Below are 20218 nucleotides of genomic sequence, written 5' to 3'. Positions count from 1 at the left end.
TAAGCAATATTGTAAATAATAAATATAAATGAGTTTTGAAATACTTAAAAGTGGGGAATTTAAATGTCATATAGTAATAATTTACAGAATATTAATGTAAAAATAGAGTATACAAGAGAAGTTTTAAATAATTTGATTGCTTCAAAAATGGATAAGATATCCAATAAAGAAATTATATATGTAAGCAAAGTACTAGATGACTTATTAGTTGAATATTTAAAAAAGAATATTAACAATAAAGTTTAAATATAAAAATAGCAATATTATATAAGAAAGAAATACAAAAATTAAAAAGTCAAGGGATTATAATAATTCTCTTTGACTTTTAATTTAATCTTTTACTAAAATTTAGTTTATTAAATTTTACAATTTTGCACTAAAATTTATTATATCATCTATACTTAAGCCAGCTTGTATAATTCCTTTTTGGTCTTGTCTAGAAACTCCAGCAAATTTATAAATTTGTCCATCTATATCTCGTCTTCTCATTTTTTGTACAACCATTTGCTTTTCTCCTGATAAAATTTTATAAAAATCATATGCTTGTGTGGATTTATCATTTGTGAATCTAAATCCTATGCCTAAAGGATTATTAGAATAAATAGTTACTCCATTTTCATCAGTAATATAAAACTCAGAGATTCCTGTATTTTTAGAAAGCTGTACTAATTTTTCATTAGATATATTTTGCTCAACAAAATTTAAGGCAATTTTTTGACATATGCGTAATAACTCTTTATCAATTTCATCTTCTAATGGTTTAATAAAATTTTGAAAATTATAAGATATATCCATAATATTTTGAGAAATACTGGAATTTTCTAAAACAATATTTTTTTGTGTTATTATTTTGTTTTCGATATTTTTTATAATATTGTCTGTATTTTTTATATTATCAGATAGATTGTTGTTATTCATAGATATAATTTGACTCGATTTAACCTGATTAGTAATATTATTACTAATATTAAATATAAGGTTAACGATATCTTGTACCTGTTCATTAATTTTTAAGAGATTTTCACTAGCGGTTTTACTTTTTTCTTTAATACTTTTAGTTCTATAAATACTTAATTCCATGGTGTCAAAAAATTTATTAATAACATTGTTAATATTAGCAATGTTTTCATCTATATATTTTGCAGTAGTGGCACTTGATATAGCTAACTTTTTAATTTCTTCAGCAACTATTTTAAAGCTTCTTCCTTCATTTCCTGCTTTTGCAGCTTCAATAGATGCATTTAAAGATAGAAGATTAGTTTGATCTGCAATATTTGTTATAGCTTCAGACATTTGTGATATAATTTTAAGATGTTTTTTTAACAATTCGACATTTTTAGAAGATTTAGATATAATTTCCTCTATTTCTATCATATCATTTAGAACATTATTTATATTAGTAATATCAGATTTTATTGTAGAAATAGTTTCTTTACTCTTTAGCTGAGCATTATTGCACTGGTATTCTACTTCAGTATTAGTTTTGGATAAGTTTTGTGAAATATTTGCATTTTCTGTAGCTTGAGTTATAACATTATTTAAATACAGGATAATATCTTTTATATTATTAGAAATATTGTTCATACTATTTAGTGAAGAAGTTGAATTATCATTTAGTTTATTTGATAATTCAGATAGTTTAACATTAGCATTCATCATATTGTATAATAATACTTGCATTTTTTTTCTAAGAGATTTTATAGTATCTTGTAAATTTTTAAATTCATAAAGCATAAATTCTTTTTTTATACTATGTAAAAAGTTGCAATTGGAATATTCATTTAAAAAGTCTTCAATAATGGATAAGTCTTTTTTTACTAAATAAAAAATTCGCATTGAGAATATGCCTAAAATAAGCATAGATATTAGTGTAATTATTAAATTTTTATATAGTATAGATATTGAAGTTAAATTTATAAAAAAATTTCCTATAAAAATAATAATTCCTATAGTAAGAAGTTGAAATATAAAATATTTTTTTATACTTTTTTTCATTATAATGCAAATCCTTTCTTAGACTATAAAAGTCATACCTAATGATAAATAGGCATGACTTCTTTGTCTTGAAATTGATATAATTATGATAGCATATTTTATGTAAGTTGTCACTACAAGCTTTTATATAAATAAAGATAAAAATCCCTCGATAAATTGAGGGATTTTTTATGTTAAAGCAATTAAAGTTTCATTAACTAATTCATTTATTAATTCTTTAACGGATATTATTTTGTTTAATTTATAAACATTACTTCCTGCAAAAATTAATCCATTATCAGTATCTCCTTTTAAGGCTTTTATCAAAGCTTCTGAAATGCAGTAAGGAGTAGTAGAAGGATCACATGGTTTTAAACAATTATAACATTTGGATATTTTTTTATTAGTTTTTTCTAAAGTTTCTATTAACTTATTTCTAATAGCTCTACCAGGCATACCAACAGGACTTTTTATAATTTGTATTTGATCTTTAGATGCATTTATATAAGCTTTTTTGTAATTATCATGAGCATCACATTCATAAGTTGTAACAAATCTAGTTGCCATTTGAACTCCTGATGCTCCTATTTTTATATGCTTTGCAATATCATAGCCATCAAAAATACCTCCAGCAGCAATAACTGGTATTTTTTTATTATATTTTTTTTCAAAAGGTTTAATAGCTGATAACACTTCTTTTACTATATCTGCTAAATTGGGAATAGGTTTTTTATTAAGTTCTTTTAGAGAAAAACCTAAATGTCCTCCTGCTTTTGGTCCTTCTACAATTAAAGCATCAGGAATACGATTATATCGTCTATCCCATAATTTAGTTATAATTGTTGCAGCTTTACTAGAAGAAACTATGGGAATAATTTTAGAAGCAGAATTTTCAACCAATTCAGGAAGGTCCACAGGAAGACCTGCTCCACAAATTATGAGGTCTATTTTTTCTTTGACAGCAGTTAAAATCATTTCTTTATAATTATTCATTGCAGTCAATAAGTTTACACCAATTATTCCTTTGGGGCTTAATTTTCTTGCTTTTCTAATTTCTTTTTGTAGTCCTCTTATGTTAGCAGCTTTATTATTAGTTTCAAAATCAGGTTCGTTAAAACCAATTTGAACGCCAGAAATAATTCCAATGCCACCTTCATTAGCAACTGCTGAAGCAAGTTTAGCTCTAGATATGCCAATACCCATACCACCTTGAATAATAGGAATATCTGCAATGAGATTTCCTATTTTTAATGAGGGAAGTTTCATTATATCTCTCCTTTATTTGATTTACAAATATTTTGATAATCAAAGTATATATGAAAGTATATACAAAGTCAAATTAATTTATACCTTTAGTAATTCGATAAATTTTTTTGCACCAGTAGAAAGAGGGATTTGTTTGTGAGTAATTACTCCTATCCCCCTTTTTGGAATGTTTTCTGCTACATCGACTATAAATATTTCTTTATTTTTTAATTGGTTTATAATACATTCTTCCCATACAAAAGTGATTCCTAAACCTATTTTTGACATTTCAACAAGCAGGTCTATGCTTCCTAATTCAATTTCAGGAATTATATTAATATTATTTTCTTTTAATACAGAATCAAAGAAGTCTCTAGTAGTGGTTTTCTTTTCTAACATTAAAAAAGGATATTTTTCTAAGTCTTTTAAAGAAACTTTTTTGTTTTTTAGTTCTTTAAAGTGCATTCCTGCTATAAATACGTCTTGAATAGGTTTAATATTTTTTATTTCCATAGAATTTTCAACATAATTATTAGGAATGTTAGATACAATAAAATCAACATTACCTTGTTTTAAAAATTCTACACATTTAGGAGAAGTTCCATTAGTTATAAGAATTTTAATTTTAGGATATAGTAGGTGAAATTTTTTCAAATAAGGAAGAAGATAATATTTGCATATGGTGTCGCTAGCTCCTATACGAATTTCTCCTTGTTCTAGAGAGTGGATTTCATTAATATTTCTTTCGGCATTTTTAATAAGATTATAGGCCTTTTCTATATGCAAAAATAAAATTTCACCGTCTTTTGTTAATTTAACTTGTTTAGTATTTCTAAAAAAAAGTTGTGTGTTTAATTTTTCTTCTAAAGCTTTTATAGATTGACTAACAGCGGATTGAGAAATAAAAAGCTTATTAGCGGCTTCAGAAAAGCTGAGAGTTGAAGCTACATGAAAAAATACTTTATATAATTCAAAATTAACATCCATTTATTACTTCTCCTTATAAAAGATATTAGTATTATTAATTTTTTTTATTAAATATATCATGTTAAAATTAATATGTAAAGAAGATTAAATTATATTTGTGTTAAAAATTAGAATTTCAAATAATAAAAAATGGAGGTTGTAATAATGAATAGCATAAAAAGAATATTTGTTCAAAAAAAACCTGGATTTGATATAGAGGCACAAAATTTGTATAAAGATATAAAAGAAAATTTATTTATAAAAGAATTAGAAAATGTGAAAATCCTTAATAGGTATGATATAGATGGAATAGATGATGAAACATATAATAAAGCTAAATATACTATTTTTTCCGAACCACCAGTTGATTATGATGAAGAATTTCCTATAGAGGAAAATGAAAGAGTATTTGCCATAGAATATCTTCCAGGACAATATGATCAAAGAGCTGATTCAGCAGCACAGTGCATTCAAATTTTAACTCGTAAAGAAAAACCAATAATTCGTACAGCAAAGGTAATTATTTTAAAAGGAAATATAACAGATAATCAATTTGAAACTATAAAAAAATATTGTATAAATCCCGTGGATTCAAGAGAAGCCTCTTTAGAAAAGCCAGACACTTTAGATATAGAACTTGATATTCCTAGGGAAGTAGAGATATTAGAAGGTTTTATAAATTTAAATAAGAATGAATTAGAAGCTTTAAGAAATAAATTGGGATTGGCTATGAGTTTTGATGATATATTGTTTTGTCAAAAATATTTTAAAGAAGAAGAAAATAGAGATCCTAGTATAACAGAAATAAGAGTTTTAGATACTTATTGGTCTGATCATTGTAGACATACTACATTTTTAACTAATATAGAAAAAGTAGAAATAGAAAATGGGCATTTTACAGTTCCTATTAAAAAAGCTTATGAAAAATATTTAGAAGGAAGAAAATTAGTATACAAAGAAAAAGAAAAGAATATTTGCCTTATGGACATAGCTCTTATGGGGATGAAAGAATTAAGAAAATTGGGGAAATTAGATGATCTTGAGGTATCAGATGAAATTAATGCTAGTAGTATTATAGTAAATGTTGATATTGATGGAAAAAATGAAGAATGGCTTGTTATGTTTAAAAATGAAACTCATAATCACCCCACGGAAATAGAACCTTTTGGAGGAGCTGCTACTTGTCTTGGAGGAGCTATAAGAGACCCTTTATCAGGTAGAGCTTATGTTTATCAAGCTATGCGAGTAACAGGAAGTGGAGATCCTAGAACTCCTGTAAAAGATACTTTGCCAGGGAAATTGCCTCAGAGAAAAATAACAACTGAAGCAGCTCATGGATATAGTTCTTATGGAAATCAAGTGGGATTAGCAACTGGACATGTAGCAGAAATATATGATGAAGGATACATAGCAAAAAGAATGGAAATAGGTGCTGTAATAGGAGCAGTTCCTAGAAAAAATGTGTTAAGAGGAGTTCCAGAAGAAGGAGATGTGATAATACTTTTAGGTGGGAGAACTGGTAGAGATGGTTGTGGTGGAGCAACTGGTTCATCTAAGGAACATAATGAAGAATCTTTAATTAGTTGTGGTGCAGAAGTGCAAAAAGGAAATCCTCCAACAGAAAGAAAAATTCAAAGATTATTTAGAAATCCTAAAGTAAGTACCATGATTAAACGTTGTAATGATTTTGGAGCAGGAGGAGTATCAGTTGCCATTGGAGAATTAGCTGATGGTCTTGAAATAGATTTAAATGCAGTACCTAAAAAATATGAGGGATTAGATGGAACAGAGTTAGCAATATCTGAATCCCAAGAAAGAATGGCAGTTGTTATAGATAAAACTAAAGTAGAGGAATTTATTGCTTTGGCAGAAGAAGAAAATTTAGAAGCAGTTGTTGTTGCTAAGGTTACTTCTGAGAATAGATTAAAAATGATTTGGAATAACAAAGCGATAGTAGATATTAGTAGAGATTTTCTAAATACTAATGGGGCAGAACAAAAAACAAATGTAGTTGTAGAAAAACCTAAAAAGGATAAAAATTATTTTAATACTATTTTAGATGAAGTTAAAGAAAAACTTGATGATATTAAAGAAGCTTGGCTTGCTAATTTAAAAGATTTAAATGTATGTAGTCAAAAAGGATTAGTAGAAAGATTTGATAGTACTATTGGAGCTTCAACAGTTCTTATGCCCTTTGGAGGGAAATATCAATTAACTCCTGCAGAATGTATGGTGGGTAAAATTCCAGTATTAAATGGAGATACTACCACAGGAACTATTATGAGTCATGGATATAATCCTAAAATTGCTAAATGGAGTCCTTTCCATGGTGCAGTATATGCAATTATAGAAGCTATCGCTAAGGTAGTAGCAGTTGGAGGGGATTATAAAAATATTCGCCTTACTCTTCAAGAATATTTTGAAAAATTAGGAGATAACCCTAAAAGATGGGGGAAACCTTTTAGTGCTTTATTAGGAGCTTATTATGTACAAAAAATACTTGGAATAGGTGCCATTGGTGGAAAAGATAGTATGTCAGGAACTTTTAAGGACTTAGATGTTCCGCCAACTTTAACAGCTTTTGCAGTAAATGTAGTAAATGTAAATAATGTTATTTCGCCAGAATTTAAAAAAGTAGGAAGTGCAGTAGTATATATTCCTTTAAAAAGAGATGAGTTTGAGCTTCCAGATTTTAATCAACTAGATAAAAATTATTCTAAAATAACAGAGTTAATAAAAAATAAAAAAATATTATCAGCTCATACTGTTAAATTAGGAGGAATAGCAGAAGCTATTAGTAAAATGAGTTTTGGAAATAAGATAGGGATGAAATTTACAAAAGAAGTAAATGCCAAAACTTTATTTGCTCCTAATTATGGTTCTATTATTATAGAAATAAATAAAGAAGATATAGAAGTTCTTGACGAATTAGAATATATTTTACTTGGAGAAACACAAGAGAATCCTTATATTATAGTAAATAATATTGAAATTTCTATAGAAGAAATGTTGGAAGCTTGGAGCAACCCCTTAGAAAAAGTATTTCCAACTAAAACAAAATTAATAAAAGAAAAGCCTATAAGTAAAATATATAGTGAAAAAAATACAAATAAATCAAGATTAAAAATTGCAAAACCAAGAATATTTATGCCAGTATTCCCTGGAACAAATTGTGAATATGATACTAAGAAAGCTTTTGAGAATGCAGGAGGGATAGTTAAAACTTTTGTATTTAAAAATTTGACTCCTACTCATATTGAAGAATCTATAGATAATATGGTAAAAGAGATTAATAATTCTCAAATTATTATGATTCCTGGTGGATTTAGTGCGGGAGATGAACCAGAAGGTAGTGGCAAATTTATTGCAACTGTTTTTAGAAATCCTAAAATAAAAGAAGCAGTAATGAATTTTCTAAATAATAGAGATGGATTAATGCTTGGTATTTGTAATGGATTTCAAGCATTAATAAAATTAGGATTAGTACCTTATGGAGAAATAAGAGAGATTGATGAAAGTAGCCCTACTCTTACTTTTAATACTATTGGACGACATGTATCTTGTATGGTTACAACTAAAATAGTATCAACAAAATCTCCTTGGTTTGCCAATGTAGAAGTAGGAGAAATTCACAAAATTCCTATATCTCATGGAGAAGGAAGATTTGTCGCTAGTCCTGAAATGATGGAAACCCTTTTTTCTAATGGACAAGTTGCTACTCAATATGTAGATTTTGAAGGGAATCCAACATATGATATAGCATTTAATCCTAATGGGTCTATAAATGCCATAGAAGGAATTACAAGTCCTGATGGAAGAATTCTTGGGAAAATGGGACATTCTGAGAGGATAGGGAGTAATGTAGCCAAAAATATAGTAGGAGCAAAAGACCAAAAGTTATTTGAAGCAGGAGTAAATTATTTCTCATAATTATAAAAAGATTATCCTATTTTGTAGGATAGTCTTTTTTTATATTAATATTTATGCATAAGAAATATTATAATAATTAATATTGAATTGTAAACAATATATGATATTATATTATTATATAATAAAAATTAATTAACTAAAATAATAAAGAGTTTAAGTTTATTATATTAAAAATTATTAGATAGTAATAAGTGATAATATTATATAGATTTTAAACGATTTATTGGGGAAAATAAATGTATATAATATATTTTATAATATTATCATAAAAAGGAGATGGGTTTAATGGATATTAAAAGTACAGTAACTTTACATAATGGAGTTAAGATGCCTTTGCTTGGTTTTGGTACTTTTAAAATACCAGATGGAGAAGAAGTAGAAAAGGCTGTTTTAGAAGCTTTAAAGGTAGGGTATAGGCATATAGATACTGCTGCTGCATATCAAAATGAAGTAGGAGTAGGAAAAGCTATAAAAGCTAGTGGAATAAAAAGAGAAGAAATATTTATAACCAGTAAAGTGTGGAATAAAGATCAAGGATATGATACAACATTAAGAGCTTTCGAAGAAACAATTAAAAGATTAGATACAGATTATCTTGATTTATATTTAATACATTGGCCTAAACCTATTAGTAAAGAAACTTGGAAAGCTATGGAGAAACTTTACAAAGAAAAAAGAATTAGAGCAATTGGGGTAAGTAATTTTCAAATTCATCATTTAGAAGATCTTATGAAATCTTGTGAAATTATTCCTATGGTAAATCAAGTAGAATATCATCCACAGCTTTCTCAAAAGGAATTACTTGCATTTTGTCAAGAAAATAAGATTCAATTAGAAGCTTGGGCTCCTCTTATGCAAGGTAAAATTTTTAATATTCCTCTTATGCAAGAATTGTCACAAAAATATAATAAAACTATTGCTCAAATAGCTTTAAGATGGGATATTCAAACAGGAGTAGTTACTATCCCCAAATCTGTAAATGCATCTAGAATTAAAGAAAATGCAGATATTTTTGATTTTGAAATATCTGAAGAAGATATGAAAAAAATTGAAAAGTTAAATACTGGAGAAAGAGTTGGAAGTGACCCAGATAAAATTTATTTATTATAGAATTATATTTTATGGTACAATTTAGTGGTGAATGCTATTTATTCACCACTATTTTTACGGGAGGGGAAAAAGTGAAGGGGTTAAAAAAAGTATTTATGTTAATGTTAATTTTATGTATAAGTTGTTCAAGTTTTACTTTAACTTATGGAAATGAATTAAGTAATATTGAATTTTTAAAAGATTTTTTAACAACTTTTATATTAGAAGAAAATACTAACTTATTAAAAAGTTCAACAATATTATTGAATGGCTTAGTATATAAATATAAAGATGAAAAAAGAATATCTGATTTTGAGAAAGATATTGATGATGAAGTAAGAGCTGTTTGGATTTCTTATTTAGATTTGCAAAATGTTATTAATAAAAATGAAATAGATTTTGAGTTATCTATTGAGGAAATGTTTTCAAATATAAAAAATGCTAAATTAAATACAGTGATTGTACAGGTTAGACCCTTTGGTGATGCTTTATATCCTTCAAAATATTTTCCATGGTCTTATATTATAACAGGAACAGAAGGGATAGCGCCACAGTTTGATCCATTTAAAATTATGGTAGATAAAGCACATGAAAAGGGATTAAAGATAGAAGCATGGATAAATCCTTATAGAATAAGAAATAATAATAAACCAATAAGTGATAATAATATAGCTTTAAAGTGGTTAACAGATGGAAGTAATAGAGTAATAAAAATTGATAATGGCATTTATTATAATCCTGCAAGTGAAGATGTAAGGGACTTAATTATAAAAGGAGTTATGGAGATAGTTGAAAATTATGATGTAGATGGAATACATTTTGATGATTACTTTTACCCTACTACAGACCCACAATTTGATAAAGTTGATTATGAACAGTATAAGAATGAGGGAGGATTGCTTAGCTTAGAAGATTGGAGAAGAGAAAATGTAAATTTATTAATTAAAGAAATATACAAATCTATTAAGAATTATGATGATTCAATAAAATTTGGAATAAGTCCTCAAGGAATTATTGATAAAAATTATAATACTCAATACATAGATATTTATAAATGGTTATCAAGTTCTGAATATATTGATTATATTTGTCCTCAAATTTATTTTGGATATAATCATTCTACATATTCTTATGATAAACTTATAAATCAGTGGAATAAATTAATTAAAAATAATGATATAAAATTATATATAGGATTAGCAGCTTATAAAATAGGACGTGAAGATATTTATGCAGGAAAAGGAAAATATGAATGGATTGAAACTGATAATATTCTTGAAAAAATGATAAACGATGGAAGAATAAATGACAATTATGGAGGATTTGTATTGTTTAGATATGATTTTTTGTGGAATCCAGAAAAACATTTAGAAGAACAAATACATAAAGAGTTAGATGCTATAAAAAATATATAAAATTATATTTACAAAAATAATATATACATTATAATAAAATAGATATTTTAATTATTAAACTAAATTGGTGTAATAATTGATTTTTTTCATGAAAAATTAATATAAATAATTAGTAATAAACATAAATTTTAATTAAAAGTCTTATTATTATTAGAATTATAGTCGATATTAGTAAGTGAATGTTTTTAATATTTAAAGGTACAGAATATTAAAACTAGAGGGGGAAAACAAATGAAAAAATTATCTAGTGTTAATTTTAAGTTAAAAAAAAGGGGAGGGAAAAATAGATCTTTTAAGAATTTATTTAATTCAAGATATAATATGGGGATAGGAAAAAAATTAATTATATCTTTTATACTTTTAAGTATTATACCTTTAAGTTTAGTGGGGATATTTTCGTATTATAATGCAGAGAAAACTGTAAAAGATAAAGTTAGTTTTTATTCAAAACAGATGATAGTACAATTAATGTTAAATATTAATTCTAAAATAGAAGAGATAGAGCGAATGTCTATGATGATACAGGGAAATGTAGATTTTATTAGTACATTAGAAGAAATGGATAAAGAAGAGTCTTATTATGCAAAATTACAGGCTAAAAATACAGCTGAAAATGCTTTGTTTGCCATAAGAAATTCTGATGTTAATATAAAAGGTATATATTTATATAGGAAAGATGGAACAAAGATAGGAATTGGTACGGATTCTGTTTTAAATGAAAAGCATGATAATGGCAATAATAATGAAATGTATGAACTATTCAAGAAATATTTAGAAGAAAATAATAAAGATATGGTATGGATGACAGGATTAAACGATTCATATCAAAATATATATTTATTAAGAACTATAAAATCAATTCAAACTATTCAAGAAGTAGGAATATTAGTTATATCTGTTGATAGCGAATATATAACTTCTCCATTTAAAAATATTCAGACAACAGAAAGTTCTGATATATATATATTAAACGAAAATAAAGTAAATATTGGAGATTTAAACAAAGATGATTTAGGTAAAGAAATGAATTATGAATATTTAGATACAGTTTTTAGTGGAGGATTAAGTGATAGTTTTATTGAAAAAGGAAATATAGTTAGCTATGCTACTACTACAAATGGATGGAAGATAATAACAGATGAATCTGTTTCTTCTCTTATGAGTGAAATGAATTTTGTAAAACAAAGTATTTTAGCTATAGTAATAATATGTATAATTTTATCAGTAGCGATTGGAAGTTTAATTGCTTTTAGTATATCCGGTCCTATAAAAAATATAATGAATTTAATGTCAAAAGCAGAAAATGGAGATTTAACTGTATCTTCTAAAATTAAGGGTAAGAATGAAATAGGAAGATTATCACAAAGTTTTAATAAAATGATAGAAAATATACATAATTTAATCAATGAAGTAAATCATGTGTTAAAACAAGTAGAAGAAGGAGCAGAAATTATTAAGATTGAATCAGAACAATCAGCGGCATCATCAACTCAAGTTTCTACAGCAATTAATGAGATAGCTCAAGGTGCTAGTGAACAAGCAAAACAAGCCGAAGAAGGATACCATTTAATGGAGGCTTTAGATAAAAATATTAATAATGTAGTTAAAAGGATAGAAAATGTTATAGAAATGATAAGTAGGACTAAAGAATCTAGAGATTATGCAGAAAATACTATATCAAAATTAAATATAAAAACACAAAATGCAGTAGAATCAACACAAGCAATCAATGAAGAAATAAAAAATTTAGATAGAGAAGCTAATGAAATTATTAAAGTAGTGCAAGCTATAGAAAATATTAGTGAACAAACTAATCTTTTAGCTTTAAACGCAGCTATAGAAGCGGCAAGAGCAGGAGAAGCAGGAAAGGGATTTGCAGTAGTTGCAGAAGAAATTAGAAAATTAGCTATGGATTCAAAAGATTCAACTAAGATGATTAGTGATATTATTTCTAGAATACAGTTAGATGTAAAAAATACAGTATCCATGGTAAAAACTTCAGATAAGATATTTGAAGAACAAAGTATAATTGTAAATGAAACAGAAAATAGTTTTAAAGAAATGGCAGAATCTATAAGTAAAGTAATACAGGAAATAGAAGATATTAATTCATCAATAACAGAAATAGAAGGGCAAAAAAATAAAACAACAGAAGCAATTGGAAATATTGCAGCTATTATAGAAGAAAGTGCAGCTTCTGTAGAAGAAGTAACTGCAACTAGTGAAGAACAAACAAGTTTTTCTGAGCAATTAGCAAGTCTAGCGAATAATTTAAGAGAATCAATTCAAACTCTTAAAAAGAGCGTATCTAAGTTTGAATTAAAATAAATAGAATATTTAAATAATATTTAGGAGGGTTGAAAAAAATGGTTTGTAAAGATATAATGTTTGTATGAGAGGAGATTAGAAATGGATAATGATATTAAAGCAATGTTTAAGATAATATTAGATAGATTAGATAGTGTGGATAGTAGATTAGATAAAGTGGATAGCAGATTAGATAAAGTAGATAGTAGATTAGATAAAGTGGATAGTAGATTAGATAAAGTGGATAGTAGATTAGATAAGTTAGAGACTGAATTACATGATTTTAGATTAGAAATGAGAGAAGAAATTAGAGGATTAGATACTAAAATTGATTTAATTTATAATAAATTAAACTCAGAAATAGAAGAATTAAAGAATAATGAGCCAAAGTTTAAAATTGTTAGAGAAAAATAGAACTAGGAGAATACTTCCTAGTTCTATTTTTAGTTATATTAAATTTATGCTATATAAATAATTCTATAAAATATACTGCAATAATACCACTTATAGCTACTGTTAAAAGATTTTTTTGAAAATAAGCTAAAATAAGAGCAATAATCATACCACCAGTTGCAGAAAATATATTATTAGTAGAGTATAAAATATCAGGAAAAGTCATAGCGCCTAGGACAGCAAAAGGAACATAAAATAAAAACGAAGAAATAAATTTTGATTTAAGCTTTTTTTTGAATATGGCAAGAGGTAAAACTCTTGGTATATAAGTCACAATAGCCATAATTATAACAGCAGTAAAAGAATATATCATAGTTCTTCTTCTCCTTTTGGAAAAAATAATGCTCCAATACTTGAAGCTATGATAGTAGCAATAATTATTCTAAAACCAGTTGATATTTGATGTAAAAAAGGACACCATTTTATAATTGAACTAATTAAAACTCCAGATGTTATTACAACTAATGAAGCTTTAGATTTTTTAGCAGGAGGAATAATTAAGGCTATGAACATAGCATATAGGGCTATTCCCATAGCACTTTGTAATTTAGCTGGGAGTATAGAACAAGCTATTCCGCCAGTAGCCGTACCTAGAGCCCATCCTAAAAATGGTGTTATAATAAGTCCTAACATGTATGAAAAAGAAATATTATTTTTTTCTAAAGAAGCAATAGCGAAAATTTCATCAGTAATCCCAAAAGCTATAATATGTCTTTTAAATAAAGACATTTCGGAAGTAATTTTTTGGGATAAAGATAAAGACATTAACATATATCGAATGTTTATTATAAAAGTAGTTAATGCAATTTCAAATAAAGGAGCATTGGCAATAATTAAGGAAGTTCCTGCAAACTGTCCAGCAGATGTAAAATTAGATAAAGAAATAAAAACAGTGAGCAATACTGGTAGTCCTCCATTAACTGCCATTAATCCAAAAGTAAAGGAAACAGGAAAATATCCTAAAGCAATAGGTATTCCTGACTTAAAACCACGAAAAAAATCATTAAAATAATTATTCTTTATGGTTGAAAAAATATTTAATGAAAATATTTGCATGTTTCTCCTCATTTCTTCAGTATAATTGACGTTGAATTTATTATAACTCATGATAATAAATAGTCAATAATTTGATTTTAAATTGTAATATATATCACAGATTTTTATATGAGAATTTTTTATAATAAATTATAATTTATTTTTTATAGGGGGAAATAAAATGTTAAGAAAAATTATTCAAATAGAAGAAGAAAAATGTAATGGATGTGGATTATGTGTAGAAGCATGCCATGAAGGAGCTATTGAATTAGTTGACGGAAAAGCTAAGTTAATTTCAGATGAGTATTGTGATGGATTAGGAGATTGCCTTCCTAAGTGTCCTACTAATGCTATAAAAATTATTGAAAGAGAAAGCAAACCATATAATGAAGAATTAGTAAAAAAGAAAATGACGGAAAAAGGGAAAAATAATCATGCTAATATTTCTTTTACTTGTCCAGGAATGATGGCAAAGACTATTGAAAGAGAAAAAAAACAATTTAAAAATAAGGTTGAAACTAAAATAGAAATTCAATCTGAGCTAATGCAATGGCCGGTTCAATTGAAATTAATTAATCCTAGTGCAGAATATCTTAATAATTCTAATTGGTTAATTGCAGCAGATTGTACTCCTTTTGCTTATGCTAATTTTCATCAAGATTTTATTAAAGATCATATTACAATGATAGGTTGTCCTAAACTAGATGATAATAAATATTACACACAAAAGATTACAGAAATGTTAATAAAACATAATCCCAAAAGTATTACTGTTGTAAGGATGGAAGTTCCTTGTTGTGGTGGGATTGTATCCGCAGTAAAAAAAGCTATGTTAGAGGCAGAAAAAATTATAAATTATAGAGAAATAATAATAACAACAAGAGGAGAAATATTGTAAAGTATAAAAAGTTCTTTTTAAATTATTAAAAAGGACTTTTTTATTATAAATGTATAATATTAAGTTAGAATTTAGATTATAATATTTATATACTTATAAAAAATTTTATTAATTTATTTATCAAAGTAACGAAAAACTACATTGAAACTATATAAAATTTGTGTTAGGATTTAATACAGATATTTTATATAAGGAGGATATTTATTCATGGAAGTAAATGATAAAGTAACATCAGAAGAGTTTTCAAATTTTATCCATGATATTATTGAAAAAGATTTAGAGGAAGGAGTATATGATAAAGTACATACACGATTCCCTCCTGAGCCTAATGGATATTTACATATAGGACATGCAAAGTCTATTTGGCTTAATTTTAGTACAGCACAAAAATATAAAGGAGTTTGTAATCTACGTTTTGATGATACTAATCCTACAAAAGAGGATACAGAATATATAGAGTCTATTAAAGAAGATGTAAAATGGTTAGGTTTTGATTGGGAAGATAGATTATATTATGCTTCTTCATATTTTGATAAATTATATGAGTATGCAATACAACTTATAAAAGAAGGAAAAGCTTATGTTGATGATTTAAGTGCTGATGAAATTAGGGAATATAGAGGAACTTTAACAGAACCTGGAAAGGAAAGTCCTTATAGAAATCGTTCTGTAGAAGAAAATTTAGATTTATTTATTAGAATGAAAAATGGAGAGTTTCCAGATGGATCTAGAGTACTTCGTGCAAAAATAGATATGTCTTCTCCAAATATAAATATGAGAGATCCTGTTATTTATCGAATTTCTCATACTAGTCATCATACAACAGGAGATAAATGGTGTATATATCCTATGTATGATTATGCACATCCTATTTCTGATGCTATAGAAGGAATTACTCATTCTATTTGTACATTAGAGTTTGAAGACCATAGGCCATTGTATAATTGGTTTTTACAAGCTCTTAATATTAAGAATCCTCCAAAACAAATAGAATTTGCAAGACTTGAAGTAAGTAACATGGTAACTAGTAAGAGAAAACTCAGGCAATTAGTAGAAGAAGGATATGTGGATGGTTGGGATGACCCACGTATGCCTACAATTTCAGGATTAAGAAGAAGAGGATATACACCAGAAGCTATCAAGGATTTTTGTCTTAGAACAGGAGTAGCTAAAAGTAAAGGAGTAGTTGATATAGCACTTTTAGAACATTGTATAAGAGAAGACTTAAAATTAAAGCAACCAAGAATAATGGCAGTATTAGAACCTCTTAAAGTAGTTATTACAAATTATCCAGAAGGTCAAGTAGAAATGCTTGATGTAGAAAACAATCCAGAAAATCCTGAAATGGGAAAAAGAAAAGTTCCTTTTTCTAGAGTTATATATATAGAAAGAGGAGATTTTATGGAAAATCCTCCAAAGAAATTTTTCCGTTTATCTCCTGGTAAAGAAGTAAGACTAAAAAATGCATATTTTATTAAATGTGAAGAAGTAATAAAAGATGAAAAAACTGGAGAAATTATAGAGCTTCGTTGTACTTATGACCCTGCTACAAAAAGTGGAAGTGGATTTACAGGTAGAAAAGTAAAAGGAACTATTCACTGGGTATCAAAAGATCATGGTGTTAAAGCAGAAGTTAGATTATATGATTATTTATTTATAAAAGAAGAAGGAAAGGAAGAGTTAACATTTAATAAAAATTCCCTTAAGGTATTAAAAGATTGTATAATTGAACCTTCTGTATTAAATGCAAAACCTGGAGATAAGTTTCAATTTTTAAGACAGGGTTATTTTACAGTAGATATTAAAGATTCTACAAAAGATAATTTAGTATTTAATAGAATAGTATCCTTACGAAGTTCTTGGAAATAAAGCGGTTTTCAATAAATGAAAACCGCCTTTTTTATAGCCATTTTTTCCTTTTAAATATAAAGTAAATTAATATCGTAAGAATTAACATAAAAATAATAACTGTGGGGTATCCATATTTCCATTCAATACCCGGCATATATTTAAAGTTCATACCATAAATTCCTGTAATAATATTTAAAGGACCAAAGAAAATGGTAAGAATAGTTAAACGAGTTACTATATCATTAGTTTGAGATGTAAGAACTGATTCATATAAATATAATAATTGATCTCCCATTTCTTTTAAACTCAATAGATAGTCATATAATTTATTCATTCTGATGTCAATATTTTTAAAATATTTAGTATGATTTGGCTTAATAAATCCATTTTCATTTACAAGAATTTGGTCACCTATATATAAAAGGGGACGAAGGTATTTTTTTAATTGATTTATTTGTTCTCTTATACTATTAATTTCTACAAATTGCTTTTGTTCTAAATTTTTTATTATATTAGATTCTAGTGTTTGAAGTCTATCTTCTAAAAGTTCTAAAGAAGAAAAAAAATGGCTAAGAAGTCTATCAAAAATCCAAAAGTAAATTCTGTTTAATTCATGAGAGGGGGTATTTATCATATTGAGTTTTTGTGCAATATATTTTTCAATTTCATACACTATAGAACTTTTAGGTTCACCTACGAGAATGATATAGTTAACTCCTATATATAAATTTATTTCTTCAAAAAATATCTTATTATCTAAAAAGTGAAAAGAATTTAAACTTATAAAATCATAATTTTCAAAGCTGTCAAAACGAATATTTTCATCAATATTTAAATATCTTCCGTCAGTACATATATCAAAATTAAATATTGGCTGAAGAAGTTTTATTTCTTTTGTTAAACATATAATAAAATAACTATTTTCTTTGTTATACCAAGATAGGTTATCTGCAATGTCTTTAAGAATTTTATTTTGAGTAAGATGATAAATATTCATGTTTCACTCCTTAATATTTTGTATACAGACAAAATTTTTAATTAATTCCTATAATATGGTGGAAAATAGTTTCTTTAAAATTTTTTCGCCAAGTAATATTTATTGCCTCAAAGGTGTGTTGGCATATTAAAGGTTCTTTTATTCCTTTTCGAATTTCAAAACCTGAAATAATTGCAGAATGTTGTATTTTGTTATTATTATTTCTATATTGAATAATATCACCTATTTCTAATAAATGACTAATAGAGGGATTATATAAATAATCCCCTTTTATAGAAATTGTTTTCGCTTTTATTCCGAATTTATTTTCTGTACTCATTACACGTATATACCAATATAAGGAGTTAGCGACAGCCCAACATATAGAAGATTTTCCATTTTCATACCACCAAGGATGAGTAGGATGATAATGATTTTTTGCTCCACCTGCTCTTAAACATTGAGAAATAAAATTAGTACAATCATTTCCTTGGTAATAAACATATTCAGTATTTGGGAACAATCCATATTTAATAGCATATTCAACAGCTTTTTGACGGTCATACACTTTTTTCATAGTATCTCCCTTTTTCATAAAATTTATTTCAAAAATTATTTAATAAAAATTTATGAATACATAACTTAAATAATTCTAAGAAAAACTAATAAAAAATTTATTAATGGTTCGTTGTAAAATTAAATGCAACAGATAAAAAAATATAAAAAAAATAATTGACAACCATAGTGAGAAATCATGTATGATTTAGGTGCCAAAATCTAAACATACAGGAGGTTCTCAACTATGGTTGCCAAAATTAATAATACCACAACTAAAAGAAAATTTAAACACCTAAGTGCTTATGAAAGAGGACAAATTGCTGCCTTATTAAAAGAGGGAAAAAGCCAACGTTATATTGCTAAAAAATTAGGTCGTTCTCCTAGTACAATCAGTCGTGAAATTAGAAGGGGGACAACAACTCAGTTGCGTAGCGATTTATCATCATATAAACAATATTTCCCTGAAACAGGACAAGCAGTTTATGAAAAAAATCGTAGAAATTGCGGAGCAAAATATAAATTGGCTCAGGTTCAGAAATTTATAAAATTTGCAGAAGATAAGATACTAAATGAAAAATGGTCCCCAGATGCAGTTGTTGGTTTATGTAAGAGAAAGCATGAATGGAAAGACACGGATATTGTATGCACAAAAACATTGTACAATTATATAGATAAAGGTTTATTAAAAGTAAAAAACATAGATCTAAATCTTAAACTCAGAATAAAACCTAAAAGAAAAAGGATTCGTAAAAATAGACGTATTATGGGAAAAAGCATTGAACAAAGGCCTAAAGAAGTACAATTACGTAAAACTTTCGGTCATTGGGAAATTGACACAATAGTAGGGAAAAAAACTAAAGATTCAGTTATTTTAACTTTAACCGAGAGAAAAACTCGCTATGAACTACTGTTTGTCTTAGATTCAAAAGATAGTAATGCTGTTAACAAAAAACTTTTAGAATTAAATAATTTATACGGTAAGCAAGTTTCTAAGATATTCCGTACTATAACAGCAGATAATGGTTCAGAATTTTGTAACCTATCTAAAGCCTTAGAAAAATTAGGAATAGAAGTTTATCATACTCATCCTTACTCTTCATGGGAACGTGGAACAAACGAACGTCATAATGGACTTATTAGGCGTTTTATTCCTAAAGGAAAGAGCATTAAAGATTTTTCTGAAGAAACAATAAAGCGTATACAACAATGGATAAATAACTTTCCACGAAGAATATTAGGTTATAAAACACCTGAAGAATGCTTTAATGAAGAAATTATAATATAGCATATGAAAACACGTCAAAAACAGCTTAAGCCCTTCTTTCTTGTAGATTATAGAGCTTCTTTGAGGGTAGTCAAGGGTAAAGACTTCGTCTTGCCTAACGGCAACCCTTGACTACCTTCTGCAGTCGCTCAAGAAAATAATCAAGAAGGGCTTAAGGCTAATTTTATACTTTAACACCTAAAATCAAGCATGATTTCTACTAAACATAAGTGTTGCATTTAATATTGCAATTTAGA

At 26.7% G+C, this 20218-nt stretch carries 16 protein-coding genes; 9 read left to right on the top strand and 7 right to left on the bottom strand.

What is annotated here, in order from left to right; all coding sequences use genetic code 11:
* Positions 1 to 63: 63 nt before the first annotated feature.
* Entirely contained in the window at positions 64 to 246 is a 183-nt protein-coding gene (locus OM90_RS00080; RefSeq protein WP_058484841.1) for a Spo0E family sporulation regulatory protein-aspartic acid phosphatase, read from the top strand.
* A gap of 117 nt (positions 247 to 363) precedes the next feature.
* On the opposite strand, the gene OM90_RS00075 is transcribed toward OM90_RS00080, so the two are convergent.
* The 3 genes from OM90_RS00075 to OM90_RS00065 all read right to left on the bottom strand — a co-directional run bounded on the left by OM90_RS00075 (position 364) and on the right by OM90_RS00065 (position 4206).
* Entirely contained in the window at positions 364 to 1995 is a 1632-nt protein-coding gene (locus tag OM90_RS00075; protein ID WP_058484840.1) for a methyl-accepting chemotaxis protein, read from the bottom strand.
* Positions 1996 to 2163: 168 nt separating this feature from the next.
* The gene (locus OM90_RS00070; protein ID WP_058484839.1) at positions 2164 to 3240 is read right to left on the bottom strand and encodes an NAD(P)H-dependent flavin oxidoreductase; all 1077 of its coding nucleotides are present in this window, start codon (positions 3238 to 3240) and stop codon (positions 2164 to 2166) included.
* Positions 3241 to 3318: 78 nt separating this feature from the next.
* On the bottom strand, positions 3319 to 4206 hold the full coding sequence (locus tag OM90_RS00065) for a LysR family transcriptional regulator (RefSeq protein WP_058484838.1): 888 nt from the start codon (positions 4204 to 4206) through the stop codon (positions 3319 to 3321).
* 144 nt (positions 4207 to 4350) lie between these two features.
* On the opposite strand from OM90_RS00065, the gene OM90_RS00060 reads away from it, so the two are divergent.
* The 5 genes from OM90_RS00060 to OM90_RS00040 all read left to right on the top strand — a co-directional run bounded on the left by OM90_RS00060 (position 4351) and on the right by OM90_RS00040 (position 13340).
* Positions 4351 to 8115 (top strand): phosphoribosylformylglycinamidine synthase, encoded by a 3765-nt coding sequence (locus OM90_RS00060; protein WP_084757865.1) that lies wholly within the window; start codon positions 4351 to 4353, stop codon positions 8113 to 8115.
* 285 nt (positions 8116 to 8400) lie between these two features.
* Positions 8401 to 9225, top strand: a complete 825-nt coding sequence (locus OM90_RS00055) for an aldo/keto reductase (protein ID WP_330381802.1) — start codon at positions 8401 to 8403, stop codon at positions 9223 to 9225.
* A 71-nt stretch (positions 9226 to 9296) separates the two neighbouring features.
* On the top strand, positions 9297 to 10619 hold the full coding sequence (locus OM90_RS00050; RefSeq protein WP_058484835.1) for a glycoside hydrolase family 10 protein: 1323 nt from the start codon (positions 9297 to 9299) through the stop codon (positions 10617 to 10619).
* 231 nt (positions 10620 to 10850) lie between these two features.
* Positions 10851 to 12947, top strand: coding sequence for a methyl-accepting chemotaxis protein (locus OM90_RS12710; protein ID WP_058484834.1), 2097 nt, complete (start codon positions 10851 to 10853; stop codon positions 12945 to 12947).
* 81 nt (positions 12948 to 13028) lie between these two features.
* On the top strand, positions 13029 to 13340 hold the full coding sequence (locus tag OM90_RS00040) for a hypothetical protein (protein WP_058484833.1): 312 nt from the start codon (positions 13029 to 13031) through the stop codon (positions 13338 to 13340).
* A 49-nt stretch (positions 13341 to 13389) separates the two neighbouring features.
* Here OM90_RS00040 and OM90_RS00035 read toward each other — a convergent pair whose 3' ends face one another.
* The gene (locus OM90_RS00035) at positions 13390 to 13692 is read right to left on the bottom strand and encodes an AzlD domain-containing protein (protein WP_058484832.1); all 303 of its coding nucleotides are present in this window, start codon (positions 13690 to 13692) and stop codon (positions 13390 to 13392) included.
* Positions 13689 to 14435 (bottom strand): AzlC family ABC transporter permease, encoded by a 747-nt coding sequence (locus OM90_RS00030; protein ID WP_058484831.1) that lies wholly within the window; start codon positions 14433 to 14435, stop codon positions 13689 to 13691. The genes OM90_RS00035 and OM90_RS00030 overlap by 4 nt, the downstream gene beginning before the upstream one ends.
* Positions 14436 to 14595: 160 nt before the next feature.
* Here OM90_RS00030 and OM90_RS00025 point away from each other — a divergent pair, with 160 nt between their 5' ends.
* Both OM90_RS00025 and OM90_RS00020 read left to right on the top strand, forming a co-directional pair.
* Complete coding sequence (locus tag OM90_RS00025; protein WP_058484830.1) at positions 14596 to 15312, top strand: ATP-binding protein; 717 nt, start codon at positions 14596 to 14598, stop codon at positions 15310 to 15312.
* Between the two features lie 207 nt (positions 15313 to 15519).
* Complete coding sequence (locus OM90_RS00020) at positions 15520 to 17181, top strand: glutamine--tRNA ligase/YqeY domain fusion protein (RefSeq protein WP_058484829.1); 1662 nt, start codon at positions 15520 to 15522, stop codon at positions 17179 to 17181.
* A gap of 31 nt (positions 17182 to 17212) precedes the next feature.
* On the opposite strand, the gene OM90_RS00015 is transcribed toward OM90_RS00020, so the two are convergent.
* Both OM90_RS00015 and OM90_RS00010 read right to left on the bottom strand, forming a co-directional pair.
* Positions 17213 to 18160: a magnesium transporter CorA family protein gene (locus tag OM90_RS00015; protein ID WP_058484828.1), complete on the bottom strand. Its 948-nt coding sequence runs from the start codon at positions 18158 to 18160 to the stop codon at positions 17213 to 17215.
* A gap of 37 nt (positions 18161 to 18197) precedes the next feature.
* A complete protein-coding gene (locus OM90_RS00010; RefSeq protein WP_058484827.1) occupies positions 18198 to 18716 on the bottom strand; it encodes an amidase domain-containing protein in 519 nt (172 codons plus the stop codon).
* Between the two features lie 225 nt (positions 18717 to 18941).
* Between OM90_RS00010 and OM90_RS00005 the strand changes: the two genes are divergently transcribed.
* Complete coding sequence (locus OM90_RS00005) at positions 18942 to 19982, top strand: IS30 family transposase (RefSeq protein WP_058484826.1); 1041 nt, start codon at positions 18942 to 18944, stop codon at positions 19980 to 19982.
* Positions 19983 to 20218 lie beyond the last annotated feature (236 nt).

Source organism: Defluviitalea phaphyphila, from assembly GCF_001466305.1.
Classification (GTDB): Bacteria; Bacillota; Clostridia; order Lachnospirales; family Defluviitaleaceae; genus Defluviitalea_A; species Defluviitalea_A phaphyphila.
Note: the sequence above shows the minus strand (reverse complement) of the source record. Positions and strands in the feature narration are given on the sequence as shown.